The 26,546-nt window shown below is 68.2% G+C and carries 18 protein-coding genes; 11 read left to right on the top strand and 7 right to left on the bottom strand.

Going from position 1 to position 26,546, the window contains the following annotated elements; genetic code table 11:
- Positions 1 to 99: 99 nt before the first annotated feature.
- A complete protein-coding gene (locus ACF1CT_RS09160; protein ID WP_391783152.1) occupies positions 100 to 537 on the bottom strand; it encodes a DUF3052 domain-containing protein in 438 nt (145 codons plus the stop codon).
- A gap of 469 nt (positions 538 to 1,006) precedes the next feature.
- Between ACF1CT_RS09160 and aceE the strand changes: the two genes are divergently transcribed.
- Positions 1,007 to 3,739, top strand: coding sequence for a pyruvate dehydrogenase (acetyl-transferring), homodimeric type (gene aceE / locus ACF1CT_RS09155; protein WP_391783151.1), 2,733 nt, complete (start codon positions 1,007 to 1,009; stop codon positions 3,737 to 3,739).
- A gap of 225 nt (positions 3,740 to 3,964) precedes the next feature.
- On the opposite strand, the gene ACF1CT_RS09150 is transcribed toward aceE, so the two are convergent.
- Both ACF1CT_RS09150 and ACF1CT_RS09145 read right to left on the bottom strand, forming a co-directional pair.
- Positions 3,965 to 4,405, bottom strand: coding sequence for a peptidase inhibitor family I36 protein (locus tag ACF1CT_RS09150; RefSeq protein WP_391783150.1), 441 nt, complete (start codon positions 4,403 to 4,405; stop codon positions 3,965 to 3,967).
- A 173-nt stretch (positions 4,406 to 4,578) separates the two neighbouring features.
- On the bottom strand, positions 4,579 to 6,189 hold the full coding sequence (locus ACF1CT_RS09145; protein ID WP_391783149.1) for an MFS transporter: 1,611 nt from the start codon (positions 6,187 to 6,189) through the stop codon (positions 4,579 to 4,581).
- A gap of 367 nt (positions 6,190 to 6,556) precedes the next feature.
- Between ACF1CT_RS09145 and ACF1CT_RS09140 the strand changes: the two genes are divergently transcribed.
- The 6 genes from ACF1CT_RS09140 to ACF1CT_RS09115 all read left to right on the top strand — a co-directional run bounded on the left by ACF1CT_RS09140 (position 6,557) and on the right by ACF1CT_RS09115 (position 13,520).
- Positions 6,557 to 7,153 carry a TetR family transcriptional regulator gene (locus tag ACF1CT_RS09140; RefSeq protein WP_391783431.1) on the top strand — a complete coding sequence of 199 codons (597 nt, stop codon included), beginning with the start codon at positions 6,557 to 6,559 and terminating at the stop codon, positions 7,151 to 7,153.
- Positions 7,154 to 7,395: 242 nt separating this feature from the next.
- Positions 7,396 to 8,607, top strand: a complete 1,212-nt coding sequence (locus ACF1CT_RS09135; RefSeq protein WP_391783148.1) for an alpha/beta hydrolase — start codon at positions 7,396 to 7,398, stop codon at positions 8,605 to 8,607.
- A gap of 103 nt (positions 8,608 to 8,710) precedes the next feature.
- Complete coding sequence (locus tag ACF1CT_RS09130) at positions 8,711 to 9,715, top strand: DUF4429 domain-containing protein (protein WP_391783147.1); 1,005 nt, start codon at positions 8,711 to 8,713, stop codon at positions 9,713 to 9,715.
- Positions 9,716 to 9,930: 215 nt separating this feature from the next.
- Positions 9,931 to 11,379, top strand: a complete 1,449-nt coding sequence (locus ACF1CT_RS09125) for a sensor histidine kinase (RefSeq protein ID WP_391783146.1) — start codon at positions 9,931 to 9,933, stop codon at positions 11,377 to 11,379.
- A complete protein-coding gene (locus ACF1CT_RS09120) occupies positions 11,376 to 12,059 on the top strand; it encodes a response regulator (RefSeq protein ID WP_391783145.1) in 684 nt (227 codons plus the stop codon). Before ACF1CT_RS09125 ends, ACF1CT_RS09120 begins: the two co-directional genes overlap by 4 nt.
- Before the next feature lie 384 nt (positions 12,060 to 12,443).
- On the top strand, positions 12,444 to 13,520 hold the full coding sequence (locus tag ACF1CT_RS09115) for an alpha/beta hydrolase (protein ID WP_391783144.1): 1,077 nt from the start codon (positions 12,444 to 12,446) through the stop codon (positions 13,518 to 13,520).
- 101 nt (positions 13,521 to 13,621) lie between these two features.
- On the opposite strand, the gene ACF1CT_RS09110 is transcribed toward ACF1CT_RS09115, so the two are convergent.
- Both ACF1CT_RS09110 and ACF1CT_RS09105 read right to left on the bottom strand, forming a co-directional pair.
- Positions 13,622 to 14,638: an aldo/keto reductase gene (locus ACF1CT_RS09110; RefSeq protein ID WP_391783143.1), complete on the bottom strand. Its 1,017-nt coding sequence runs from the start codon at positions 14,636 to 14,638 to the stop codon at positions 13,622 to 13,624.
- Positions 14,638 to 15,105: a MerR family transcriptional regulator gene (locus ACF1CT_RS09105; protein ID WP_391783142.1), complete on the bottom strand. Its 468-nt coding sequence runs from the start codon at positions 15,103 to 15,105 to the stop codon at positions 14,638 to 14,640. The genes ACF1CT_RS09110 and ACF1CT_RS09105 overlap by 1 nt, the downstream gene beginning before the upstream one ends.
- A 213-nt stretch (positions 15,106 to 15,318) precedes the next feature.
- Between ACF1CT_RS09105 and ACF1CT_RS09100 the strand changes: the two genes are divergently transcribed.
- The gene (locus ACF1CT_RS09100; RefSeq protein WP_391783141.1) at positions 15,319 to 15,669 is read left to right on the top strand and encodes a tyrosine-type recombinase/integrase; all 351 of its coding nucleotides are present in this window, start codon (positions 15,319 to 15,321) and stop codon (positions 15,667 to 15,669) included.
- Positions 15,626 to 16,006: a tyrosine-type recombinase/integrase gene (locus ACF1CT_RS09095; protein ID WP_391783140.1), complete on the top strand. Its 381-nt coding sequence runs from the start codon at positions 15,626 to 15,628 to the stop codon at positions 16,004 to 16,006. Before ACF1CT_RS09100 ends, ACF1CT_RS09095 begins: the two co-directional genes overlap by 44 nt.
- Before the next feature lie 87 nt (positions 16,007 to 16,093).
- Here ACF1CT_RS09095 and ACF1CT_RS09090 read toward each other — a convergent pair whose 3' ends face one another.
- The gene (locus ACF1CT_RS09090) at positions 16,094 to 16,384 is read right to left on the bottom strand and encodes a hypothetical protein (protein WP_391783139.1); all 291 of its coding nucleotides are present in this window, start codon (positions 16,382 to 16,384) and stop codon (positions 16,094 to 16,096) included.
- A gap of 188 nt (positions 16,385 to 16,572) precedes the next feature.
- On the bottom strand, positions 16,573 to 22,956 hold the full coding sequence (locus ACF1CT_RS09085; protein ID WP_391783138.1) for a polymorphic toxin-type HINT domain-containing protein: 6,384 nt from the start codon (positions 22,954 to 22,956) through the stop codon (positions 16,573 to 16,575).
- Here ACF1CT_RS09085 and ACF1CT_RS09080 point away from each other — a divergent pair.
- Positions 22,949 to 23,482: a hypothetical protein gene (locus ACF1CT_RS09080; RefSeq protein ID WP_391783137.1), complete on the top strand. Its 534-nt coding sequence runs from the start codon at positions 22,949 to 22,951 to the stop codon at positions 23,480 to 23,482. The genes ACF1CT_RS09085 and ACF1CT_RS09080 overlap by 8 nt on opposite strands.
- 741 nt (positions 23,483 to 24,223) lie before the next feature.
- Positions 24,224 to 26,546 (top strand): DNRLRE domain-containing protein (locus ACF1CT_RS09075; protein WP_391783136.1); only part of this gene is annotated, 2,323 nt, incomplete at its 3' end.

Raw genomic sequence — 26,546 nt, 5'->3', positions numbered from 1 at the left:
GTCCGCCGTACGCCCGCGGCGGATGTCTGCCGTCACGACGAAGGTCCCCGGCGGGAGATTTCCGTCGGGGACCTTCATGAGTCGCGCGTCAGCCGCCGGTCAGCGCTTGCCCCGGGCCGCCTTCGGCGTGACCAGACGGCTGCCCGTCCAGTCCTTGCCCACGCTGATGCTCTTGGTCTGGGAGAGACCGGCGGTCTGCGCGGCCTCGTTGATGTCGCTCGGTTCGACGTAACCGTCACGGCCGGTCTTCGGCGTCATCAGCCAGACCGCGCCGCCGTCCTCGATCAGACCAATGGCATCCACCAGCGCGTCCGTAAGGTCGCCGTCCTCGTCACGGAACCACAGCAGCACGACGTCGGCGACGTCGTCGTACTCCTCGTCGACGAGATCCTGGCCGATCGCGGCCTCAATGCCCTCACGGAGCTCCTGCTCGACGTCGTCGTCGTAGCCGATCTCCTGGACCACCTGTCCGGGCTCGAACCCCAGGCGTGCAGCCGGGTTGGTCCGCTCCTCCGCGTGGTCCGCGGTCGCGCTCACGGGTTGCCTCCTGATCATGTTTCGGAAAATGCTTCAGCCACGCGCGTGCGCGGGCCGTTGGCCGTAGTCCACACGGGAGTGGCGGATCGCGCAAGTACCCGGCGTCCGAGACCGCCTAAACGGTGACGTTCCCTACCACGTCCCCGCGCTGCTGACGGCCCCCTGCGAGGTCCGGCGCTCACTTCCACACCCTTTACGTCCTTGGACAGCTTATGCCGTTTCGGTACCCCATTCGGATTCGAACATGCTTTGGGAACACCTGAGCGGCTTGGGCGTATGGTTTCCGTTTGCACCGGCCCGTCCTCACGCGGCGGGCGCGATGTCTCGCGACAGCAGGGGTTACCCCTGGGTAGAGATGACGTTTGCGCCCCCGCGGTACACGATGGTGATGGCGTACAGGCATACATCCCGGGGGTTCGTCCTCCCGTGACCGGCCCCGTAGAGCAGCACCGAACAGCGAAGGAACAGCGTGGCTTCCGGATCCGATCGCAACCCGATCATCATTGGCGGCCTGCCGAGCCAGGTCCCGGACTTCGATCCCGAAGAGACCCAGGAATGGCTCGACTCGCTCGACGCCGCCGTCGACGAGCGAGGCCGTGAGCGGGCCCGTTACCTGATGCTCCGGCTCATCGAGCGCGCGCGGGAGAAGCGCGTCGCCGTGCCCGAGATGCGCAGCACGGACTACGTGAACACGATCGCCACGAAGGACGAGCCGTTCTTCCCCGGCGACGAGGAGATCGAGCGCAGGATCCTCAACGCGACCCGCTGGAACGCGGCCGTGATGGTGTCGCGCGCCCAGCGCCCGGGGATCGGTGTCGGTGGTCACATCGCCACCTTCGCCTCCTCCGCCTCTCTGTACGACGTGGGCTTCAACCACTTCTTCCGCGGCAAGGACGACGGCCTCGGCGGCGACCAGATCTTCTTCCAGGGCCACGCGTCCCCGGGCATCTACGCCCGCGCCTTCCTGCTCGACCGGCTGAGCGAGGCACAGCTCGACGCCTTCCGCCAGGAGAAGTCGAAGGCGCCCAACGGGCTGTCCAGCTACCCGCACCCGCGGCTGATGCCGGACTTCTGGGAGTTCCCGACCGTCTCGATGGGCCTCGGCCCGCTCGGCGCGATCTACCAGGCCCGGATGAACCGGTACATGGAGGCGCGCGGCATCGCCGACACCTCGCAGTCGCATGTGTGGGCCTACCTCGGCGACGGTGAGATGGACGAGCCCGAGTCGCTGGGCCAGCTCTCCATCGCCGCCCGTGAGGGTCTGGACAACCTGACCTTCGTGGTCAACTGCAACCTCCAGCGGCTCGACGGCCCGGTGCGCGGCAACGGCAAGATCATCCAGGAGCTGGAGTCGCAGTTCCGCGGCGCCGGATGGAACGTCATCAAGCTGGTCTGGGACCGCTCCTGGGACCCGCTGCTCGCGCAGGACCGCACCGGCATCCTGGTCAACAAGCTGAACACCACACCGGACGGACAGTTCCAGACGTACGCCACGGAGTCCGGCGCGTACATCCGCGAGCACTTCTTCGGCGACGACCCGCGACTGCGCGACATGGTCAGGGACATGACCGACGACCAGATCCTGCACCTGGGCCGCGGCGGTCACGACCACCGGAAGGTCTACGCGGCGTACGCGGCGGCCAAGGCCCACAAGGGCCAGCCGACGGTGATCCTGGCGCAGACGGTCAAGGGCTGGACGCTGGGGCCGAACTTCGAGGGCCGCAACGCCACGCACCAGATGAAGAAGCTCACGGTCGAGGACCTCAAGCGGTTCCGCGACCGGCTGCACCTGCCGATCACCGACAAGCAGCTGGACGAGGGCTACCCGCCCTACTACCACCCGGGTCGCGACTCGGAGGAGATCCAGTACATGCACGACCGCCGCAAGGGTCTGGGCGGTTACGTCCCGACGCGTGTGGTGCGTGCGAAGCCGCTGGTCCTGCCCGAGGACAAGACGTACGCGACCGCGAAGAAGGGTTCGGGTCAGCAGTCGATCGCCACGACGATGGCGTTCGTCCGCATTCTGAAGGACCTGATGCGGGACAAGGAGATCGGCAAGCGCTTCGTGCTGATCGCGCCCGACGAATACCGCACCTTCGGTATGGACGCCTTCTTCCCGAGCGCGAAGATCTACAACCCGCTGGGTCAGCAGTACGAGTCGGTGGACCGGGATCTGCTGCTCGCGTACAAGGAGTCGCCGACCGGTCAGATGCTGCACGACGGCATCTCGGAGGCCGGCTGCACGGCGTCGCTGATCGCCGCCGGTTCGGCGTACGCCACGCACGGCGAGCCGCTGATCCCGGTATACGTCTTCTACTCGATGTTCGGTTTCCAGCGGACCGGTGACCAGTTCTGGCAGATGGCCGACCAGCTCGCACGCGGCTTCGTGCTGGGTGCGACCGCCGGTCGTACGACCCTGACCGGTGAGGGTCTCCAGCACGCGGACGGCCACTCGCAGCTGCTGGCCTCGACCAACCCGGGCTGCGTCGCGTACGACCCGGCGTTCAGCTATGAGATCGCGCACATCGTCAAGGACGGTCTGCGCCGGATGTACGGCGAGAACAGTGAGGACGTCTTCTACTACCTCACCGTCTACAACGAGCCGATCCAGCACCCGGCCGAGCCGGAGGACGTGGACGTGGAGGGCATCCTCAAGGGTGTCTACCGCTACAGGGCCGCCGAGCGGGGCGAGATCCCGGCCCAGATCATGGCGTCCGGTGTGGCCGTCCCGTGGGCGGTGGAGGCGCAGCGGATCCTCGCCGAGGAGTGGAACGTCCGGGCGGACGTCTGGTCGGCGACCTCCTGGAACGAGCTGCGTCGCGAGGCCGTGGACGTGGAGCGGTACAACCTGCTGCACCCCGAGGAGGAGCAGCGCGTCCCGTACGTGACGCGGAAGCTCTCCGGTTCCGAGGGCCCGTTCGTGGCGGTGTCGGACTGGATGCGTTCGGTGCCGGACCAGATCGCGCGGTGGGTGCCCGGTGCGTACCAGTCGCTGGGTGCGGACGGTTTCGGTTTCGCGGACACGCGGGGCGCGGCCCGCCGCTTCTTCCACATCGACGCGCAGTCGATCGTGCTCGCGGTGCTGACGGAGCTGGCGAAGCAGGGCCGGATCGACCGTTCGCTGCTGAAGCAGGCGATCGACCGGTACGAGTTGCTGGACGTGGCCGCCGCCGACCCGGGCGCGGCCGGCGGCGAGGCGTAACCGCGGCGCAGGCCCGGCGGACGACGGCGGAGGGGCGGCCGGGACCGAAAGGTTCCGGTCGCCCCTCCGCCGTGCGTTCCGCCGTTTCCGGCGCCCCCACCCCGCGTGTTCCGTCGGTCCAGGCCGGACCTCCCGCGTGTTCCGTCTCCAGGCCGGACCTCCCGCGTGTTCGGTCGGTCCCGACCGGACCTCCCGCGTGTTCCGTCGGTCCCGGCGGGCGGGGTCTCAGCTCTCCCAGATCTTGAACGCCCTTACCTGGTACGGGGACTGGGGCAGCCAGGTGCCGCCGCCCGGGTAGGTCTCGAACTCCCCGGTCTCGGCACACTTCTCCGACTGGTACGTGGTGACCGGACGGCCGGTGCGGTTGGCGAGCGACTGCACCCGGCCGCCCGCCGGGACCGGGACACAGCTCTCGATGTCGATGGTGGACAGCTCATGGATCTGCCGCGCGCCGGTGAAGTCCGGCTTCGCCCACAGGCAGAGCTGCCCGCCGGCGCAGGAACCGAGCCGGACCGGTGCCGGGCGGGCGGTGGCCGGCGGGTTCGCGAGGCGGGCCGAGGCGGTCGGAGCCGCGGCGTGCGCGGAACGGGCCGCCGTCTGCGGTACCGCGGCCGTGACGGCGAGGGCGGCGGTGGCCAGGGTGGTGGCGAGGACAGTCGTGCGCATGGAAATACCCCCGTGGTGGTGCGAATCAGTTGCACGCACCCTGGCCTGCGCGGCAGGGCCCGGGAAAGGGGCTCCGGGCCGTACCACCCGGATAGGCGACAGCCCCGCCGGAGCGTTCCGGCGGGGCTGTTGTACGCGGTGTGTTGACGCGTCGGGGCGATGCGGGCGGGCGGTCAGATGTGGCCGACGCCCGCGCCGGCCTCGGCGTTCGCGCCGCGCTTGGTGAGCGTGGCGACGACCGCGGCAACCGCGGCGACGATGCCGGCGACCATGAATGCCGTGCTCATGCCCGACACGAACGTGTCATGGGCGACCCCGGCGATCTTCTGCGCGACCTCCGGCGGAACGTTGCCGTTCACCGGCGGGATGCCGACCTCGACGGCCGAGGACGCCTGGTCGAGCTGCTGAGGGCTGAGCGGCGGGAGTTCCGCGGCCTTCCAGTTGTCGCCCAGCTTCGAGTCGACCTGGGAGGCCATGATCGCGCCCAGCACGGCGGTGCCCAGGCTGCCGCCGACCTGCATCGCGGACTGCTGCAGGCCACCGGCGACGCCGGACAGCTCCATCGGCGCGTTGCCCACGATGACCTCGGTGGCACCCACCATCACCGGGGCGAGGCCGAGGCCGAGCAGGCCGAACCAGATCGACATGGTCAGCGTGCCGGTGCCGATCTCCAGCTGGGACATGCCGAACATGGCGACCGCCGTGCACACCATGCCGCCGACCAGCGGAATCCGCGGGCCGACCTTGGTGATCGCGGCGCCCGCGAGCGGCGAGGCGACGATCATCATGCCGGTGAGCGGCAGCAGGTGCAGTCCGCTGTCGACGGGGCTGAGACCGTGCACGTTCTGGAGATAGAAGGTGACGAAGAACAGTCCGCCCATGAAGGCGAAGGCCATCAGCACCATCAGGACGACGCCCGCGGAGAGCGGTACGGAGCGGAACATCGCCAGCGGGATCAGCGGTTCCCGGACGTTCTTCTGGGAGAGGGCGAAGACCACGAACAGGGCGACGGCGGCCCCCAGGAAGCCGAGCGTCTTGTAGTCGCCCCAGCCCCATTCGGAACCCTTGATGAGCGCCCAGATCAGGCAGAACATCGCCTGTGACAGCAGCACGATGCCGCCGATGTCGAAGGAGCGCGGGGCGTTCTGGGCACGGTGGTCCTTGAGAATCACCAGGCCCAGCAGGAGTGCGATCACACCGACCGGCACGTTGATGAAGAAGACGGACTGCCAGTTGACGTGCTCGACGAGCACGCCGCCGAGGATCGGACCGCCCGCGGTCGAGGCACCGATCACCATGCCCCAGATGCCGATCGCCATGTTCAGCTTCTCGGCCGGGAAGGTCGCGCGCAGCAGGCCGAGGGCGGCGGGCATCAGCAGGGCGCCGAAGAGGCCCTGGAGCACCCGGAACACGATCACCAGGGCGACGCTGTCGGAGAGGCCGATGGCCCCCGATGCCGCGGCGAAGCCCACGACACCTATCAGGAAGGTCTGGCGGTGCCCGAAGCGGTCACCGAGCTTGCCCGCGGTGATCAGGGAGACCGCGAGCGCCAGCATGTAGCCGTTGGTGATCCACTGGACATCGGCGAGCGAGGCGTTCAGGTCGTGCTGGATGGCAGGGTTGGCGATCGCGACGATCGTGCCGTCGAGCGCGACCATCATCACGCCGATGGCCACGGAGAAGAGGGTCAACCAGGGGTGGCCGCGCAGCCCCTTGGCAGGTGCGGGCACGGCGGTGTCCTGCGGCTCCCGCGACGCCTTCTCGACGGTGGTCTGACTAGTCATGCCGGGGAGATTAGTGTCAGCCTCTGACAGTTGACAAACCATTTCACTAGTCGGTAACTGTCACGTAGCTCACAGGTACGCTGAGCCGGCCGAAAGCAGGAGAAAGAGGACCACTGCAGTGACGGATGGGCAGCGGGCCGCACGCCCGATCGGGCCGAGCGACTGTCCGGCGCGCGAGCCGCACACCGGTCCGGCGACGGACCGGTCGTCCGAGGCCCCGGTCCGCGGACCGCACGAGCACCCGACGGGGCCGGGCGAGCACCGGGGCGATTCCGGCGAACGCCCCGCCGGGCCGCGTGAACGCGATGACGGCGAACGCCCCGCCGGACTGCGCGAACGGAAGAAGCGCCGCACCAGGGACGCCCTGATGCACGCCGCCCTCGACCTGTTCACCACCCAGGGCTACGAGGAGACGACGGTCGACGAGATAGTCGACGCCGTCGAGGTCTCCCAGCGCACCTTCTTCCGCTACTTCGCCAGCAAGGAGGCGGTCGTCTTCGCCATCCAGGAGATGGTGGAGTCCCACTACCTGTCGGAACTGCGCCGACGCCCCGCCGCGGAGGCACCGTTCGAGGCCATACGCCGTGCGGTCTTCTGCGCCTGGAACAACATCGGCGACGCGGTCGAGGCCGTCGTCACGGTCGAACTCCACATGCGCACGTACCAGATGATCGAGTCGACGCCTTCGCTGCTCGCCGCCCATCTGCGGCGCAGCATCGACCTGGAGAACCAGGTCGCGTTGCTGATCGCCGAACGCGAGGGCCTCGACGTGGACGAGGACCCCCGGCCCAGGATCGCCGTCGCGGCGTTCTGCGGCGCGATGCGAGTGACGGGGCAGCTCTGGGGCCGGGGCCCGGACACCAGCGTGGAATCGCTGCGCGCGATGACCGAACGGTATTTGGACCATCTCGGCCCGGCCCTGGCGGGAGACTGGCGGTCGGGCTCCGGCTCCCGTTCCGGGTGAGTACCTCACCGTTCCGCCCCATGTGCCGGATGTCTCAGCACGCGACGTGACCGACATCACAACACCCCCGGCCCCATGAGGAACGCGACGCTCCGGTGGCGCCCCGGCCCCGTCCCCGCGCGCCCGAGCGTGCGCGCAGCACCAACACAGCGTGAAGCGCGCGCCATTGAATTCCCAAAAGCCGGGTGATGCGCGTCACCCTCGTCACGGACGTCGTGCCGCGTCTCCTAATGTGGGCGGGAGTGACTTCCTTCGACTCCTCCCCCACCCTTGCCGCGTGGCGCGCGCTGCTCGCCGTCGCGGTCGTGTTCGTGATGCTGGCGACCACGGGCTGGACGGCCGTTCGGCACCAGCGTTCCGACGAGCCGCGAGCGGTGGCACTCGCCGCCTGGACACGGGGTCGCCTCGCCGGCCACCCGCTGCCCGACGTCGACGAGCCACCGCACCGCCTGGCGCAGTTCTTCGCCACGCTCACGAACGCGCAGCGCACCGCTCTCGCCGACAGGTACCCCCTGGTCGTGGGCAATCTGAACGGCGCGCCGGTGACCCTGCGCTACCACGCCAACCGGCGCGCCCTGGTGCAGGCCCGCGCGGTCGAGCGGAAGCGCACGCACGACGTCAGGCTCTCCCCCGAGGGCCGCGCGGAGGCGGTGCGCCGGATGGACCGGTTCCGGTCGATGCTCGCGGACGGCCGGCACATCCTCGCCTTCGATCCGTCCGGGCGGGGCCGGGCCGCGGAGGTGTTCGGTGATCTCGACCGGGCCGAACGGATCTCCGTGGTGGTCCCCGGTGTCGACACCAGTCTGCTGACGCTGGAGCGGCCGGCTCCCATGGTGAACGCCGCCCCGGTGGGCATGGCGAAGTCGTTGTACGCGGCGGAGCGCGCCGCCCGGCCCGGCACCCGTACCGCCGTCATCGCCTGGGCGGACTACACCACGCCCGCCGGGATCGGGGTGGACGCGGCCATGGGCAACCTCGCCGCACGCGGGGCGGTACGCCTGGAGGCACTCGTGGACGCGCTGCCCGGCACGGTCCCGGTCTCGCTGTTCTGCCACAGCTACGGTTCGGTGCTGTGCGGTGTGGCGGCCCACGACCTGCCCGCCAAGGTCACCGACATCGCGGTCGCGGGCAGCCCCGGCATGAGGGTGGAGAACGCCGGACAGTTGCGCACCGACGCCAGGGTGTGGGCGATGCGGGACCACGGCGACTGGATCGAGGACGTGCCGAACCTGGAGTTCGGCGGGCTCGGGCATGGGGCGGACCCGGTCGACCCGGGCTTCGGCGCGCGCGTCGTCTCGACGGGCGACGCGGTCGGGCACAGCGGCTATTTCGAGCCGGGAACCGAGAGCCTCAGCAACTTCGCGGCCATCGGCGTGGGCGCCTATGCCTCGGTGAGCTGCGCGGATTCCGACGCCGCCTGTGACGAAGGGGTCGTTCAGGACCTCGCGTCCTGACGGGCACCTCACCCACTATCGGGCACATCATGCGGTATCCGGGCACATATCGGTGCTTGCACCGAGGGGTGCGTGCGGGCAAGTGCCGCTTACGATGAGGCACATGGGTGATGTGCTGGCCGGAATTCATGCCACCTGGGAGTTCGACACCGACTCCGTGCTCATCCGCTTCGAACGGGGGATACGCACGCCGAGGCTCTTGCAGAGCCTGCGTGAACGCCGCGTCCCGCACGCGGCGCTGTCATCGGTGACGCTGACTCCCGGCAAGCGGGGCACGGTGGTTCTGCGTGCCGTGCCGAGACCCGGGGCGGACCCGTTGCTGGAGGTCGCCGCCGGGCAGCTGAAGGACGGCTACGACCCGTACCGGCTGGTGCTCCCCGCCGAGCGCGGGACGCTCGCCGCGTACTACGCGGACGAGATGCGCGCCCTGCTCGGCCCGGACGCGGCGGAGCCCGCCGAACGGTTCCTGGTCGCGGCGCCCGAGGCACCGATGCAGTTCAAGGCGTACGACGGCCGGGCCGGGTTCGACGGCGAGCGGGTCTCCTTCCGCTGGTTCTGGACGGGGGCCTCCACGGCGAAGTGGAAGGCCGGCGACCAGACGTTCCCGGTGGCGGAGCTGGGCGGGGTCGAATGGCGTTCGCCGGAGGCCATCGACGGCTACCTGCGGCTGCTGCCCCGGCGGCCCGAGGGTACGGCCCCGGTACCCGGGCCGGTGTCCTGCCTCCACATGAACGCCGATACGGGCGCGGGCGCGGGTGCGGAACCGGTCACCGGTCCCGGTGCCGACCCGGCACAGGACGCCACCGGACCGGTGGTCGCCGAGTCCGTCCGCTCCGCCCGCGCCGATCAGGATCCGGCCGCGGTGGTCTTCGGCCTCGGTTACGGTCCGGTGCACGAGTCGCTGCCGTTCGCCGCGGCCGTGCTGGAATCCGTACGCCGGAAGCAGCCCGCGCACGCCGCCCCGGCCGCCGTCCTGCCCCGCCCCGGCCGCCGCGATCCCGCCGACATCGCGGAACGCATCCACCACCTCGGGGAGTTGCACCGGGCGGGCCTGGTGACGGACGACGAGTTCAGCGCGAAGAAGGCCCAACTGCTCGCCGAGCTCTGACCGTTCCTCGTCGTTCAGCTCCCGTCGATCGGTAGTCGGGCAGGGCGGGGAACAGGGCGGGGCGGGGCAGGACCGGGGTCGGGGAACGCGCGGCGGGGCGCCGCAGCCGCGTGACCCCGTGGCCGTGTCATACCTCCGTACGAAGCGGGGCGGCGGCGGAACGGGACCCCGGTATGACGCCGTCCCGCAGGTCGGCTGACTACGCTGAGGCGGCCATGACGACTCCCCCGCCACGCGTTCCGCCCGAGACATCGACGTCCCCGCAGCACGTCTCCCCCAAGGCGCCACGCTCCCCGGCACCCGCCGCCGACGGCCTGGTGAGCGCGGCCCGTCGCAATCTGCGCCGGGCCGCCCACGACCTCACCCACCCGTCCCACCCCCCGACGCCCCTCCTGGCGAACGCGCCGAGGCGCTGGCAGCGGCTGCTGCCGTACGTGGCCCTCGTCGCCCTCACCGCGATCTTCGTCCCGGTCACGATCAACATGCTGACCCACGAGTACGGCGTGGACGGCGGACTGGCGGGCCTCCTGGCCGTCGCCCAGACGACCCCGCTCCTGATGCTGGCGCACCGCCCGTTGCAGGCGTGGTGGATCATCCTGCCCGCCCATGTCATCGGCGCGCTGGTGCTGCTCGGCTACCCGCCCCACTCCTACGACGTCTGGCCGTGGCCCGCGCCCGCCCTGATCGGTTACCTGTTCCTGATGTTGTCGCTGTCCCTGCGCGAGACGCGACGGACCACGGTCTCCGTCTGGGGGGTGACGGTGGTGGTGGGCCTGATCCTGCATCTGATCGACCCGGACCGCAGCAAGGGCAGCGCGGTGCTGCTCCCGGTCCTCAGCGCGGTGGTCATGGTGATCGGCGCGGCGGTACGGGAGCGGCGCGACACACAACGACGACTCGTCGAGCAGGAGACGATCAGCGAGGCGGAGCGGGCACAACGGACTCTGTTGGAGGAACGCGCCCGCATCGCCCGGGAGTTGCACGACGTGGTCGCGCACCACATGTCCGTGATCACGGTCCAGGCCGATTCCGCGCCGTACCGGATCAGCGGCCTGTCCGAGGAGGCGTGCGAGGAGTTCGGGGCGATCGCGGCGAGCGCACGGGAGTCACTTGCCGAGATGCGGCGTCTGCTGGCGGTGCTGCGCAGCGACGGCACGGAGGGCGAACGGGCACCGCAGCCGGGGATCGGCCGGGTGCAGCAGTTGGTGGAGGCGACGGTACGGGCGGGCCTGTCGGCCGAACTGTCGATGACCGCCGACCTGCCGGACGTCCCGCAGGCGGTGGACCTCTCCGTGTACCGGATCGTGCAGGAGGCATTGGCCAACGTGATGCGGCACGCGCCCGGGGCGCGGGTTCGGGTGTCGATCACCTCCGACGACGAGCACCTGACCGTGCTGGTGGTCAACGACCGGGCGGAGCGCCCCGATTCCCCGCTGGAGACGACCGGGACCGGGCACGGGCTGGTCGGCATGCGGGAACGCGTACGGTTGACCGGCGGCACCTTGGACACCGGACCGCTGCCCGGGGGAGGCTTCCGGGTGGCCGCGCGCCTGCCGCTGGCACCCACGGCCCCCGACACTCCCCCGGCGACGATCCCGGCCCCGACCCCAGCGCCGGCCCCGACCCCGACCTCGACCCCGACCTCGCCTTCGGAGGAACCTTGACCATCCGCGTGATCATCGTCGACGACCAGGCCATGGTGCGCGCGGGGTTCGCGGCACTGCTCACGGCACAGAGCGACATCGACGTGGTCGGTGAGGCGCCGGACGGACGCCGGGGCATCGACGTCAGCCGGAACACCCACCCGGACGTGGTCCTGATGGACGTCCGGATGCCCGAGATGGACGGCCTGGCGGCGGCCCGCGAGTTGCTGAACCCGTCGGCCGGGGTGGTGCACCGGCCCAAGGTGCTGATGCTGACCACCTTCGACGTGGACGACTACGTGTACGAGGCGCTGCGCGCGGGGGCGTCCGGCTTCCTCCTCAAGGACGCGCCACCCGCGGATCTGATCGCGGCGGTACGGGTGGTCGCGGCGGGCGAGGCGTTGCTGGCCCCGTCCGTGACCCGGCGCCTGATCGCCGACTTCGCCCGGCAGGGGCCGTCCGGGGCCACCCGGAGCGGGCAGGCCCAGCGGCTGAAGGGGCTGACCCCACGGGAGACGGAGGTCCTGGAGCTGATCGCGCGGGGGCTGTCCAACCAGGAGATAGCGGCCCGGCTGGTGCTGGCCGAGCAGACCGTCAAGACCCATATCGGCAGGGTGCTGGCCAAGTTGGACCTGCGGGACCGCGCCCAGGCGGTGATCTTCGCGTACGAGGCGGGGCTGGTCGTACCGGGCGAGGCGTGAGGGCGCCGTCCGGTCGAGGAGGCGGGGCGTGACGGTGCCGTCCGGCCGGGTGTGCGAGCGGGCCGGGCGCGGCGGGGCATGCCTGCCGGTGCCCTCCGGCCTCCGCCCTCCGGCGCCACCGCATACGCCCGCTACCCCGGTATCACCTCGAACTCGGCTCCTGGGTACGACGCTTCCGCCCCCGCCGTCTTCCTATCTTCCTCTCCGTCACGCCGCACGGCGTGCGGGATCCGGGCCGTCCCGGAGGGGGAGGGACTTCCATTGCTCCGTCGTACGAGGAACCGGTCCGAGGGAAGCCGGTCCGAGGGAAGCCGGTCTGCGGGAAACCGGTCCGCGAGGGGCCGTTGCGCGCGGCCCCTGGTCGCGCTCGCACTGGCGACCACCATGGTGGCGGGGACGGCCGGCTGGGCGTCCGGAACCGCCCAACAGGCCCTGACCGGACCGCCGCCCGGCACCGCGGCCTGGCGCGCGGAACGCGTTCCGGGGCTGGACCTTCCCGATCCGGAACGGGCAACGCCCGCCCAAGTACACCGATTCTTCGCCGGGTTGACCGAAGACCGGCAACAGGAACTGGTCACACGGCATCCGCTCGTCGTCGGCAATCTCGACGGCGTACCGACGGAACTGCGCTACCGGGCCAACACGCTTGCCCTGAAGGCCGATCACCACCCCCGGTACACCCACCTCTCCGAAGCCGGGCAAGGCGCGGAAGCCGGAGACGGCGCGGGAACCGGAGACGGCGCGGGAACCGGAACCGGGACGTCGTCCGGTGCGGAGCCCCGGCAGATCCTCGCCTTCGACCCGCGCGGACGTGGCCAGGTCGCCGAGGTCTTCGGCGACCTGCGCACCGCCCGCCACGTGGCGGTGGTGGTGCCGGGTTCGGACATCGACGCCGGGACCTTCGACCGCACCGACGACGTGTACGGCACCCCTGCGGGCATGGCCAAGGCGTTGTACGCGGAGACCGGGCCCGGCACCGCCGTGATCGCCTGGGCCGGGTACACCACGCCCGTCGGCCTCGGGCTCGACGCCGCGACCGGTTCGCTCGCCGAGGCGGGGGCGGACCGGCTGACCCGGTTCGTGGCCGGACTGGTCGCCGACGGCCTGCCCGAGCCCACCGTGTTCTGCCACAGCTACGGCTCCGTGGTGTGCGGTCTCGCCGCGTCCCGGCTGGCGGCCACGGACCTGGTCGTGCTCGGTTCGCCGGGCATGCGCGCCGACACCGCCGCCGACCTGCACACCCGTGCCCGGGTCTGGGCCGCCAAGGACGCCACGGACTGGATCGACAACGTGCCGAACATCCGGGTGGCCGGCATCGGCCACGGCCCCGATCCGGCCGCCCCGGAGTTCGGCGCACGGCGCATCCCGGCGCACGAGGCCCACGGACACACCGGCTACTTCGCCCCCGGCACGGACTCGCTCCGCGCCTTCGCCGCGATCGCCGAGGGGCGGGCCCGGTGAACGACGGCCCACCCCCCTTCCACGCACGGCCCGCCCCTCCCTACACACTGCCCGCCCTTCCCTACACACTGCTCGCTCCTGTACGCGTACTGCTCGACGTACTACTCGCGCGCCGTGGCCGTGTTGCTCATGTCCGGGTAGCGGTCCCCCGCCACCTGTCCGGCGATCGGCTCCAGCAGGGCGAGCTCCTGGTCGGTCAGGACGATCCGGGTGGCGGCCACGTTCTCCAGCAGGCGGCTGCTCCTGCGGGTGCCGGGGATCGGGACCACGGTCAGGCCGTGCACCCGGGCGCGCTGCTGCACCCAGGCGAGGGCCACCTGCGCGGCCGAGGCGCCGTGCGCCGCCGCGATCTTGTGGACGGGCTCCAGCAGAGCGGCGTTCGTGCGGGCGTTGTCACCGGTGAAGCGCGGCTGGTACTTGCGGAAGTCGCCGTCCGCCAGGTCCGTGGCCGCGTCCGTGAACGCCCCGGTCAGGAAGCCCCGGCCGAGCGGCGAGTACGGCACCAGGGTCACCCCGAGCTCGACCGCGGCGGGCACGGCGCTGCGCTCGACATCCCGGCTGAACAGCGACCACTCGGACTGGAGGGCGGCGATCGGGTGCACGGCGTGCGCCTCGCGCAGTTCCGCGCCAGTCACCTCGCTCAGCCCGAGCTGCTTGACCTTGCCCTGCTGGATGAGCTCGGCCATCGCGCCGACGGACTCGGCGAACGGGACGGCGGGGTCGCGGCGGTGCATGTAGTAGAGGTCGATGACGTCGACGTCCAGTCGGCGCAGGCTGTCCTCGACGGCCTGCCGGATGTACGCGGGGTCGTTGCGCACGCCCCGGTAGTGCGGGTCGTCGTCCTTCCGCTCGATGGCGAACTTCGTGGCGATGGTGATCTCGTCCCGGTGCGCCCCGAAGAACGGGGCGAGAAACCTCTCGTTGGCCCCGCTGCCGTAGACGTCGGCGGTGTCGAAGAGCGTGACGCCCGCCGCCAGCGCCGTTTCCAGCGTCTCGCGGGCGGCGGCCTCGTCGGTCTCCCCGTAGAACTCGCTCATCCCCATGCAGCCGAGCCCCTGCACACCGACCCGCGGGCCGTCGTTGCCGAGCTCCACGGTGGCGATCTTGTTGTCAGTCATCAGGCACAGGGCCTTTCCGGTGCCCGTCGGGCACGCGCATAGAAGTCGATCTTGTGGTCGAGGACGGCGAGCGTTCCCTGGAGCTCCGCGATCCGTGCCCGGACGTCGCGGCGGGTCGCCTCCAGCAGCTCCTGCCGTTCCTCGAAGGTGTGCTCGCCCTCACGCAGCAGCTCCGCGTACCGCACCATGTCGGCGACCGGCATCCCGGTCAGCCTCAGCTTGCCGACGAAGGTCAGCCAGTCCAGGTCACGGTTGGTGAAGCGGCGCTGACCGGTGTGCGACCGGTCGACGTGCGGCATCAGCCCGATCCGCTCGTACCAGCGCAGGGTGTGCGCGGTGAGCCCGGTGAAGGCGACGACCTCGCTGATGGTGTAGCGGTCCTGTCCGTCGGGGCGCGGATGCGCCGGGGGTGCCGAGGCGCAGATGTCCGTCGCCGTCCTCGCGGGGGTGCTCTCCATCACCGTCATGCCCTCCACGCTAAAACCTTGGAGTGCACTCGAAGCAAGCGCAACCGGAAACGGGGCGCGCCTTTCGACAGCCGATGCCCGGCTCACGACTCCCTGCACGCGACGCAGATCCCGCGACCGCGCATCCGTGCTACCGCGCTCCACATCCACCCCGATGACCGACGCGTTCAAAGTTGGTGCGCTTCCGCGCAACTGGACCGGTTCAGCGAGAACTTGACCCGCCCCCGGAGTCGAACGCCCGCCGCCACCGACCCGACCACGGCAGCTCTCCTCCTCAACGCAGACCAAGACCACCGGCTGCACGCCCTGTTCGAACTCGCCCTGCATACCGGACTCCGCAAGGGAGAACTCCTCGGACTCCGCTGGGAAGACCTCAACCTCGACGCAGGCACCGCCGCCATCCGCCGCACACTCCAGCGCACCAACGCCGGCGGTCTCACCATGCTGCCCACCAAGACGCGAGCCTACGAGCGCCGCATCGCCCTCCCCGCCCGCCGCGTCCAGTCGCTGAAGCTCCACCGTGAGCAGCAGCAGCGCGAACGTGAGGCCGCAGGCACGGTGTGACAGGACGGCGGGCACGTGTTCACCCGCTGCGCAGGGCGGTGCGATCGACCCGACCAACCTCACCCGCGCCTTCACCACGCTCCTCCGCAGTGCTGGCCTCCGCCGCATCCGCTTTCGCGACCTCCGCCACTCCACCGCCGCCCTGCTCCTGGAGCAGGACGTCGACCTCGTCGTGATCAAGGAACTCCTAGGCCACGCCCACATCGGCGTCACCGCCACCGTCTACGCCCACGTACGCCTCCGCCTCCAACGCCAAGCCATCGACACCCTCGGCACCGCCCTCAGCCGAGCCGACGACGGCAACGACGATCCATCTGCCGTGGCCGTCGTCCGCTGACGTTGCCGTCAAACAACACGGGAGCCCCACCGAGCACAGCTCGGCGGGGCTCCCGTTTTCAGCTCTCCTGAAAGGCGAGAAATCCGATCAGTCCCATCGGACGAGGTCAGCAAGTTCGATTAGATACTCGTTAAACCTCAAGTCGCCATGAGCGGAAAAAAGCACCTCAAAGGCCGACTGAAGAGCCATATTCGGGGCTTCCTTCAAATCGCACAGAGGGACCTTTGAAACCACATCGGAAAAGCTATAGGAGAGCTCCACCGCACCTCCTGCCATCACAGCTGTAATTGAATCCTGAGTTTGCGAGGATTCTACAACTGACGCACCAGAAGATACGACTTCGCGGCACAGCTGAACAAGCATCAGGACAAAGTCCACGACGGGGAGGCCAGGCGTCCTCAATTGAACCTCGTTACACCCATCGCCAATCACTACGTCGGAACTGAAGTAGCGAAAAGTCAGGTCATCGGCCGTTAGCGTGCGAGCTGAGAGTCCCGACAGGCCGTCGGCATCCCAGGATGGATCGTCGACGCGAGGTAGGAATGTAAACGAGATCACTTCGTCCCCTAGTACATAAACTTCGGCATCGCGGTGACAAAGTTCCCCGCACCATCAACGGCTATTCTCATGCCGTTCTGGCCCATCGCACCGACTTCCACATCGCCGAAATTGTAGTCGATGTAATATCCGCCGCGAGGGTCGGACTTAGACCTAGGAACCTGCGTCCCGTTCTTGATCGCCTCATCCACCATCCCTCGGAATCGGGTCTTGTCGATGCCATCGGCAAATACATTCTCCACCTTTCCGGCCTTATGGTAGGCCCCTCCAGGTGAATGCTGGTCCCAAGCGTGGTCAAACTGCCGGGTTCCCACAACGCAGTTTGCATTGTGAACAAGGACCGGAGTCTTACCCGCCAGCACATAGTACGTGTGCAGGTCGTCGACGGTGAGGTTGTACGTCCGCGCATGCTTCTCGAAGCTCCGGTTGGCCGTCACGATGACCGTGTGGCCGTCGTCCGACCGCAGGGTCATGCCGGGCTTGAGCTCTTCTGCGCCGAGCCAGTCGCCTTCGGACGGGGACCAGAAGGGGTGTTCGTGGGTTGCTGTGAGCTTTTCGATGCCGTCGGCGGTGGCGATGGAGAGTTCGTTGAACTTCTTGTCGTCATCCGTGACGATGAGCCGGGTAACCTTCCTCGGCCCCGTCTCACCGGTCTTCGGGTCGGTGGCGAGGACTTCTTCGCCGACTTCTATGTCCTCGATGTTCCTCGTCGTACCGTCGGCCATTTCGACACCGGTACCGGCAAGGAAGCACTTTGTACAGGGGTTCGGCTTCCCCCGCTTTCCTCCTCTGCCCGAAGGTCCCACCGGGCCCGTCATCCTTGGGCCGTCGCCGAAGCTGATCGCGAAGCCGAAGGACTCGTTCACCTGCTCGCCAAAGCTCTGTATCGGACCGCATTTGACACCCTCCACCTTGCACATCGTGGTCAGCACGACGTTTTGCATGGTGACGTCCCACGGGATTCTGGTGCAGCCCCGGGCTCCCGTTTCACAGGCATTGGCGAAGTCGAAGTTGTGTGAAGCGGGTTTGAATATCAGAGCTGTCTGGGGGTTCTTGAGCAGCGCGTCGATGGCCTTGACGTAGTCCTTCGTGGTCGCATCGACATAGCTCCTTCCGACACGGTGACGCACGCGTGCCGTGGTGCCGGATACGTAGCCCTGCGCCTTGTCCCGGTTCGCGGCCGGTTTGTTGCTGCCGCCGCCGCTGTCGACGCCGTGATTGTCGGACCACCCTTCCGGAATCCACAGACCGGAGGGATCGCTGGAGGTGACGGGTGTGTTCTTGGCGTAGGTGTATCCGTTCATCTGCTGGGGGTCGGTGAGGTCGAAGACCGGGTCGACCGAGATGAAGCGGCCGAGGTCCGGGTCGTACTCCCGTGCCCCGAGATGCGTGAGACCTGTGCTCTTGGTGTCGTCGGTGCCTCCGACGAATCCCCTGGTGCCGGGCCAGGTCGTCGGGCTCTGGCCACGAATCGCACCGAAGGGAAGCATGCGACGCTGGGTGATCGACAGATCAGTGGCCTGTACGGCGAGCTGACCGGTTCCGTGGTGGTCGGCGATGGTGAACGAGAAGGTGCCTTCGTCCGCCCTGACGGCCGTCTGGCCGGCTCCGAGATCGAGGTACCGGGTGGCCTTGGCCTTCGTGGCCCCGGCGGGCAGGGTCACTTCGGTGTTGCCCAGGTAGAGCGTGGTCTCGGTGTCGGTGCGGCTGATGAGACGGTTGCCCGCCGCGTCGTAGAGGTACGCGCTCGTCCTGCCGTTCTCGGTGACCGAGGCGAGGTGACCTTCCGCGTCCCAGGTCAGGGACTGGCCTGCGCGAGCGACAGTGTTGCCGCTCGGGTCGTACGCGTACGCGTCGGTCGTGGTGCCCGACACGGCCTGGGTGGTGACCGAGGTGAGGGAGTGCGACTGCGGAGCACTCGCGGCGGGATAGTTGTAGGTGCGCGTGACGTCCTTGGCGCTGTCCCCGGCAGTGTCGTGCCGGGTCTCGGTGACGCGGTTGCCGGACTTGTCGTACGAGAAGCTCTGCCAGTACGGGGCAGGCCCACCGATCTGGTTGCCGGAGGGAGTCACCGCGCAGGTTGTGGAGATCTGGGTCCACGCCTCGGTGATGCGACCGAGGTAGTCGTTGTTGAAGCACTGGTTGTCGGTGCCCGTGCGGGAGACGTCCGCCATCGACCGGACGTAGCCGGCTTCGTCGTAGTGGTAGGTGACGTGACGGTCGACACCGGGTTGGTCCTGGCGGTCGACTCGTGAGGTCTCCAGCCGCTGCGTGCCGCGCTCGTAGGTGTTGGTGACCCTGACCGTCTTGCCGCCCGTGGCAAGACCCATCGTGGCGATCTGGGGCTTGCCCGTGTGGGTATAGGAGAGGCTGGAGGTCATGCCTTCGCCGAAGGCGTTGATCCGGCGGAGGGTTTCGTCCTCGTAGGTGTAGTTGACCGAGCCCGCGGGCAGCGAACCTGCCGCGGAGTAGCTGTCGGCTCCGGGAAGTCCGGACTGCAGATACGTCGTGCCCGCCTGGTAGGTACCTTGCAGAGCGCCTTCGGCCTGAGGGATGACGACGGCTGTCTTGACGGTTCGGTAGAGCCGGTCGTACATCGTCACCTTGCTGGTGTACGGCTGGCCGTCGACGTAGCGTGTCGATTCGGCGAGCTGCCCCTTGGCACCGGTGATGGTGTCATAGACCTGCTTGGTCCGCAGGGTGCCGGTGGCCGATCCCTCGCGGACCTCCGTCTGCCTGCCGAGTCCGTCGTAGAGGTAGGCAAGGCCGGGAACATCGGTCCGCGAACCCTTGACGAAGGTCAGTTGCCCGCGGTCGTCGTAGCTGCTGGAAGTCGTTCCCTTGTCGGGGTCGTCGACCCTGGTCTGCCGTCCGAGCTGGTCGTACGTGTAGTTCCAGCTGATGCCGGCCGGATCGGTGACCTGCTTGAGTTCGTCGCGCGGTGTGTAGGTGTACCGCGTCGTGTCGTAGGCAGCGTCGGCGCCGCGGCTGTGATGCTGCCGACGCTCAGTGGTGTTGCCGCGCGCGTCCGTGACGGTGGTCGTCGCTGTCCCGCCGACGGGTGGGATGACGGTGGTGCGGTCCCCGCCGTAGAGGGTCTTTGTGGTGTTGAGAACCTGTGCGCCGTCGGAGGAACCGGTGAGCTCCTGGATTTCGACGGCGCGGTTCAGGCCGTCGAAGGTGGTGCGGGTCTGGGTCTCGACGGACAGCGCGTCGAGCGGCTGGAAGATCACACCGCTCGGCTTGCCCGTCGTGTAGTACGGCTCGAAGGTCTTGGTGGCGAGCCCTCGTTCGTCGTAGAAGACGTCCGTGATGACTCGGCCGCCCCCGGGACCGGGCGACTGGGTCTGCCGGTCGCGCAGGAATCCGTCGTAGAGGGCGTACGCCGTGATCTGGCCCCCCTTGTTGTTGGGGGTCTTCGTCGCGACGGCGACCGACGAATCATTGATGACGTAGACGAACTCCTGGCTGGGCACCTGGTTGCTGGGCCGGTCCGCCAACCAGACCTTGGTGGAGCGGCCCAAGGCGTCGTAGGCCAGTTCCGTCACATTGCCGTTGGTGTCCGTTTCCTTCAGCGCAACACCACGTCGGGGGTCGACAGTGGTGACACTGGTCTGGGACGTGGTGGCGTCGGTGGCGTCGGCGGGAGGCGTGGTCACCTTGATCTGCGTGACATGGCCTGTGGCCGGGACGTACTCCGTGGTCGTCGTGCGCCCGTCGTTGCGGAGGGTGCGCACCGGGGCGCCGGTTCCTGTCACGGTGACATCGGCGACCAGATCGGTCGTCCTCAGCTGCCGACCGTAGCCGTCGTACGTGATGCCCGACTCAAGGTACGTGGCCTTGGTGCCGTCATGGCTCTTGAGCGTGGCCATCGCCGTGGCGTCGCCCTTGACGGGAGCGGTGCCGTACGCCCCTCCGTCATATGCGGTACGGATGTCGGAGAGGACATCCTTGGACCGGTCGGGGGCGGCGGCACACGACTTGGTGACCGTTTCCTTGCGGTCGAAGAGGTGGAGCAGGTTGGCGTCCGTGACGGCCGGATACGTGGTGCGGGTGCAGCGGTCGTCGGCCGCCGTGGCGTCGTCCCCGAAGTCGTCGACCTGGATGACGCGGCCCGCGATCGTGTCGTACGTGTACGACGACGAGGTGGTCCGCCACTTGGCGCCCGCACCACTGTCGAGCGAGTCCCACCCCTTGGTCGCGGCCGTACCGGTGAAGTCGGCCGTCACCGTGCCCCAGTCACGGACCTTCTTCGCCGTCTCGTGGTGCCACGGCCTGTTCACGGATTTGTTGAGGGTCTTCCCGCCGGGCTTGTCGAACTGCACGGTCTTGTAAACGAACCCCGCGGCGGACTCGTGGTCGGTGATCGGGTCGCCCTCACCCGCGGCAAGCGCCACCGAAACCGTCTTCGTGCCGCCGGCCTTGTTCTTCCGGTCTCCGTCCATGCCGCGCAGGAAGTAGGAGTCCTGCTGCGTCATCATGGCGGCGTCACCGCCCTGGCCACCGGTGCGGACCCGGACCTGGCCGTAGCCCCGCCACTGCGACCAGGTCTTTTCCTTCTCCTTCGTCAGACCGTCGTCGTCATCGAAGTGCCAGGCGGCGTCGCCGAGGTAGTCGTACCGCGTGACCTCGTCCGGCGCGCCACCGATGCGATCGGTCTGCGTGACGGAAGTGGTGACGTACTTGTTGAACCAGTGCTGCTCCGCGGGCTCGGAGTCGCTCCCGCCTATGTACTGGGGGAAGCAGCGGGTGGTGTTCGTCTCCGGCGTCGGCAGCGCGTTCCAGGCACACACCGGCGCGGAATAATTGGCCTCGATCTGACCGCCGTACTCGTCCGCGACACTGGACAGCCGCGACTTGATGAACGGTGCGAAACCGTCGCCGGTCTTGTCGAGACGGTTCGCCAGCTGCGTATAGGCGAAAGTGGTCTTGGGAAGTGTGACAGCGGGGGTGGCGGACTGGCCCGTGTGCTCGATGCTCTCCAGCAGCAACTGGTAGTCCGTGTCGGCCATGCCCCAGCTGTGGTCGAACGTCCAGGAGTCGACCTTGTCGTAGGTGCTGTCGGGCTTGAGGACCTGGGTCGTGATGCCGGTCAGCCGCTTGCGAGTCCAGAACGAGGGCGAAGTCCGGTGGTTGTCACAGCTCGTACCGGCTTTGCAGTTCAGGTCCCATGGCGTGTCGTACCAGTAGGCGGACTTGCTGTCGATGGTGTCGGCGGCGCAGGTGACGCCGGTCGTCGGCAAGCATCGTTCGGCGTTGTCGAAGACGACCTGAGCCAGCGGCTTGGTCGCGTACAGGTCGTTCGACTTCTGACCGTAGTCGATCCGCTTCAGATAGCCGCCACGCGTGTAGGGAGTGTCGTCCGCGGCCTTGAGGTTGCGGCCGTAGGAGTTGGTCTCCTTGGTGTAGTGGTAGCTGATGGTGTTGCCGTGGGGGTCGACGGCGTAGTCGAGGTTCCACCGCCACGCCTGCTGGCACCACGAGTCCGCGAACGTCGCGGCGTGGCACTTCTCACCGCTGTTGTTGCCGTACACCGGCAGCGTCCAGGTGGACTCGGTGGTGTCCTTGCCGGCGGCCCAGCCCGGCAGGCGGTTGTACCCGAAGTAGTAGGCGGTCCCGTCCGAGGCGGTCAGCCGCCAGTACTCGCCGTCGTTGTCCCCGTTGCCGCGGTCGGCGGATTCCAGGCGAGTGATCCGCGTCCCGTCATCGTTCTTGAGCTTGAACTCGTTCTTGCCTGCGGGGACGAGTTCACCACTCGCACCGTTGAATGAGATGAACGCGTTGTCATAGGCCCAGCACATGTCGCCGGGCTTGCTGCCGTCGGCGTTCTTCACGCCGTCGTCCGCGCACGGCTTGTAGCGGCGCTCGATGAATCCGGGCCACAGTTCAAAACCGTCACCGACCCAGGACCCCTGGTTGTTCGTTCCGTTCGTCCGGCCGTCGATGGCTCCGGAGGCGTACGACAGACCGATGCTCGGCTTCAGTCCCCCAGGGACCTCAGGTGTCGGGATGCCGTACGACCACGTGAAGTCCCCTGTGTTGAGGCTGGTCGCCCATGCGGAGGAGGGAGTCAGCGGCGTGGACTTGTAGTCGCCCTTGTCGCCGGAGGCGGCGGCCGTCGCGGCAAGAACCGTCGGCCCGTCCGACCGGAGGGACACCGATGTCGCCGTCAGTGTCTGCTCTACCGGGTCGTTCGTGGCAGCAACGGCTCGGGCGGCGCGGCATCCCGGCTCACCAGGGGTCGTGAGCGCACACGCCGGCAGCTCCACCAGCCGCATCCGCGAGGAGTAGGAGCCGCCGAACTGCTCCGCGAACGAACCGTAGTCGAAGCTGAGTGCGATCGATTGCCGCGCCGCGTCGGGGATCGTTGCCTCCGGAGCAAGAGTGAACATCGCACCCTTCACTCCGGCCCGTTCGGCTTCTCGACTGCCGAGAATGCGCGCCTTCACGCTCTTCGGTGTGTGGGTGCCGACGACGCCACGGTCCTTGGCCGATGCGCTGTCCTCCGCCCTGCCGATACCGATCGGCTGCCCTTGGGGAGCTGCGAAGCGCTTCGAGCCCTTCGCCGCCGTCCCCGGCACTGTGATCGTCACCGCGGTGGTCGAGGGAAGGGCCTGCTTCGGGAGCCTCGACGGCGTCCGGGGCCCCGGAATTCTCTTGCGCGGCTTGACCTTGATTCGTTCTCCGCCTGCGACAGGCTTCTCCGCCTTGGGCAGTCCGAGTTCGTCGAAGGCCGCTGCCACCGATGTCGGAGCCGCCGCGGCCTGGAGCAACGTGGCCACCAGAACGCCGGAGATCACCAATGACAATCGGCGGCGCACTCTGTTCCTCGAAGTAAATCGTGCGGTACGTCTCATGTGGGTACGTCCATCACTGCCGGGCGCCGCACGCCGTGACAAGAGTGGCGACGCGTACTGAAGGTTGGCGTTCTCATGTCTCTGACTTGCGTGCGGCTCGGTCAGGCAATGTTTCCGGCAGGTCACATCGCGCGTCGTGATGTCGGAGCGTCGGACGGTGCGACGTCAATTCCTGTGCTCACCGGTCCCGTTCGGAGCCCCGTCATCGGCAAAGAACCCGAACCAGTACCCGGGGCCCGTCCGTCCTGAGCGTCCCGCGCGACTCGGCAGCCCTGGCCTCCCCGCGCACGGCCTCGACGTCACAATCGACGCACATCGACGCCCCGTCGGCACACTCCACGTCGCCCCCCGCGAAAATGAAGATCCTCTGAGAGTTGGGATCTTGCGGGACTCTATGTAGAGGACACGTGAATATCCAGAGGGATTTACCTCCACATCACCACAGGAAGAGAGCAAATAGCGCGTGTCGCACCGTACTTGTTCGCACACGCAGGGCTGTGATCTCCTCTCGGGCAGAGAGGTCGGGGGTGGCCTCGGCGCGAGTCGGCACGTCACGTTCGAGTACTTCCGACTGCCCGGCACCACCACGCGACACCCGCCGACCCGGGCCACGGCCGATGCCCGCCCCACGCCTCAACGTTCTTGACCTGCACCCGATCAGGGAGTTGACTCTTCGCGATTGTGCACACAATGTGAATTTGGGGTGGGATGTGTGAAGGGAACTCAAAGGTGCCTTACCGGCGCCCGTGCCCGTAGTCGGGCGACGGAACGACGGCCCTGGCCTGGGGTGTTGGTCTCCGGGATGGCCATGGCTCTCACGGCCGGGCTGGTACCGGCGGCGTTGCCCGCGTTTGCCCAGTCCTCGGGGAGTGTGGTTTCCGCTCAGGAGGCTGATGGCGTCGGACCGGCTGCGCTAACGACGGACGAGGCTCTTGCAGAAGCGAAGCGTTCCGGTGCGAATGTGGAGGTCGAATCGCTGCGTGGCGAGAGCAGCGATGTCTACGCCACCCCGGACGGCAATTTCGAGGCACGTGAGTATCTGCGACCTGTACGGGCCCGGGTGGGCGGTAAGTGGAAGCCGGTCGACACGCGGTTGGCCGTGACGACCGACGGGTCGGTTGCCCCCAAAGTCTCCACGATCGGCCTGGAGTTCTCCGCCGGTGGGAGCACTCCTCTGGTACGGATGACCAAGGCGGGGCGTGTGCTCGCCCTGTCGTGGCCCAGTCCGCTTCCCGCGCCGCAGGTCGAAGGAGCGACGGCTACCTACCGCGACGTGCTCCCCGACGTGGATCTGCGCATGGAGGCGCAGGAGGACGGATTCACCCAGCTCCTGGTGGTCAAGTCGGCTGAAGCTGCCGCAAGTCAGGAACTGACAGAAGTCCGTATGCAGCTCGCTGCGGACGGTATGGACGTGCGCCAGACCGATGACGGTGGATTGCAGGCCGTCGATCGCGGGGCGAAGAGTGCCGTGTTCGAGGCGCCGCAGCCTGTGATGTGGGATTCCAGCGTCAGTGAGAGACATCCCGCGCCCTCGACCGGCCTGCGCTCCTCCTCCGCGGCGACGAGCACCGAAGTCGAGGCCGAAGCCGGTGATTCGGCGAAGCTGGCGCCGGTGGGCGTAACGGTGCCTCCGGACGGCAAGCAGTTGGTCCTCACCCCGGATGCCAATGTACTGAAGGGCGAGGGCACCACGTATCCGGTGTTCATCGATCCGCAGTGGTATTCCCCCAGGGCGTCGGCGTGGACGATGGCGTCGAAGTACTGGGCGTCCTCGCCGCAGTGGAAGTTCAACGGGAATACGGACGCCGGCATGGGGCTCTGCAATTGGGCGTACTGCCAACCGAACGATACGAAGCGGCTCTTCTACCGCATTCCCACCTCCAGCTTCGCCGGAAAATCAATCTTGTCGGCGGAATTCGTGGTACGCAACGTGTGGTCGGCTTCCTGTGGCGCACGTGAGGTACAGCTGTGGCGTACCAAGGACATCTCCGCCTCCACCACCTGGAACTCGCAGAACGCCAGCGGTTTCTGGATCAGTGAGCTGAAGAAGGCGTCGTTCGCGTACGGCTATGACGGTTGTGCGGCCAAGGACGCGGAGTTCGACGTGAAGTCCACGGTCCAGCAGGCCGCGAACGGCAAGTGGGCGAACGTGACATTTGGTCTGCGGGCCACCAATGAGAACGACGGATATGCCTGGAAGCGTTTCTCGGACAAGGCGTTTCTGCGCGTGAAGTACAATCGTCCGCCCGCGCAGATCAAGATGTCCCAGCTGACCATGGAGTACGGCGGTACGTGTAAGAAGCCTGCCGCCGCGCCACGCGTGCGCTCACTCGGGAAGATCTACGCGAATAATGTGACCGATCCCGACGGGGACAATATCGCAGTACAGTTCCAGGCCGACTGGGACACGGGCGACGGGAAGGGCTCGATTCCCCGTTGGCAACCGGGCCTGACGACCTACAAGAAGTCGGGGTCGAGCTTCTCCATCTCTCTCCCGTCCTCGGTGCCCAAGGGAAAGAGCGTGCACTGGTATGCACGCTCCTACGACGGGGCACAGTACTCCCCGTGGTCCTATGCCGGTGACGATCCCACTTCCTGCTATTTCTCCTATGACACCACGGTTCCCGCAGCACCGGCGATCACGTCCGGGGAGTACCCGGCCTCGAACCCGGAGAACCCGGAAGACCCGTGGTTCGACGGGGTGGGCAAGTACGGCTCCTTCCAGTTGAAGGCAGCCGACAGTGACGTGACGACGTACTGGTACGGGATAAATGGCGATCCCACACCCAAGAACGCGTTGACGACCTCCGCGGGCGCGGCCAAGACGATGAAGTTCCTTCCAGGGAGTCCCGGACTGAACTTCGTCACCGCTCAGGCATTCGACCAGGCAGGCAATGGCTCTGAGGTCCGTACGTATCAATTCCGAGTGAAGGCCGGACAGCCCGAGCGGGCGATGTGGCAGATGGACGAGGATGCCACGGCCACTTCGGCCCGGGGCACCGCCGGTGGGGGCCCCCCCCCCCCCGGGGGGGGGGCGCCCCCCCGGGGCCCGGGCCACCAGGGGCCGGCGCAGCACCACCGCCGGTCGCGCGGGGACGCCGCGCCCCCCCACCCCCCCAACAACC

It is taken from the genome of Streptomyces sp. NPDC014734, assembly GCF_043083325.1.
Taxonomy (GTDB): Bacteria; Actinomycetota; Actinomycetes; order Streptomycetales; family Streptomycetaceae; genus Streptomyces.
Note: the sequence above shows the minus strand (reverse complement) of the source record. Positions and strands in the feature narration are given on the sequence as shown.

Excerpts from the sequence above, each read along its gene's own strand:
- ACF1CT_RS09085 (WP_391783138.1), bottom strand. The coding sequence starts at position 22,956 with ATGTTCACTCTTGCTCCGGAGGCAACGATCCCCGACGCGGCGCGGCAA.
- ACF1CT_RS09115 (WP_391783144.1), top strand. The coding sequence starts at position 12,444 with ATGGTGGCGGGGACGGCCGGCTGGGCGTCCGGAACCGCCCAACAGGCC.
- ACF1CT_RS09150 (WP_391783150.1), bottom strand. The coding sequence starts at position 4,405 with ATGCGCACGACTGTCCTCGCCACCACCCTGGCCACCGCCGCCCTCGCC.
- ACF1CT_RS09125 (WP_391783146.1), top strand. The coding sequence starts at position 9,931 with ATGACGACTCCCCCGCCACGCGTTCCGCCCGAGACATCGACGTCCCCG.
- ACF1CT_RS09145 (WP_391783149.1), bottom strand. The coding sequence starts at position 6,189 with ATGACTAGTCAGACCACCGTCGAGAAGGCGTCGCGGGAGCCGCAGGAC.
- ACF1CT_RS09140 (WP_391783431.1), top strand. The coding sequence starts at position 6,557 with ATGCACGCCGCCCTCGACCTGTTCACCACCCAGGGCTACGAGGAGACG.
- ACF1CT_RS09130 (WP_391783147.1), top strand. The coding sequence starts at position 8,711 with ATGGGTGATGTGCTGGCCGGAATTCATGCCACCTGGGAGTTCGACACC.
- ACF1CT_RS09110 (WP_391783143.1), bottom strand. The coding sequence starts at position 14,638 with ATGACTGACAACAAGATCGCCACCGTGGAGCTCGGCAACGACGGCCCG.
- ACF1CT_RS09105 (WP_391783142.1), bottom strand. The coding sequence starts at position 15,105 with ATGACGGTGATGGAGAGCACCCCCGCGAGGACGGCGACGGACATCTGC.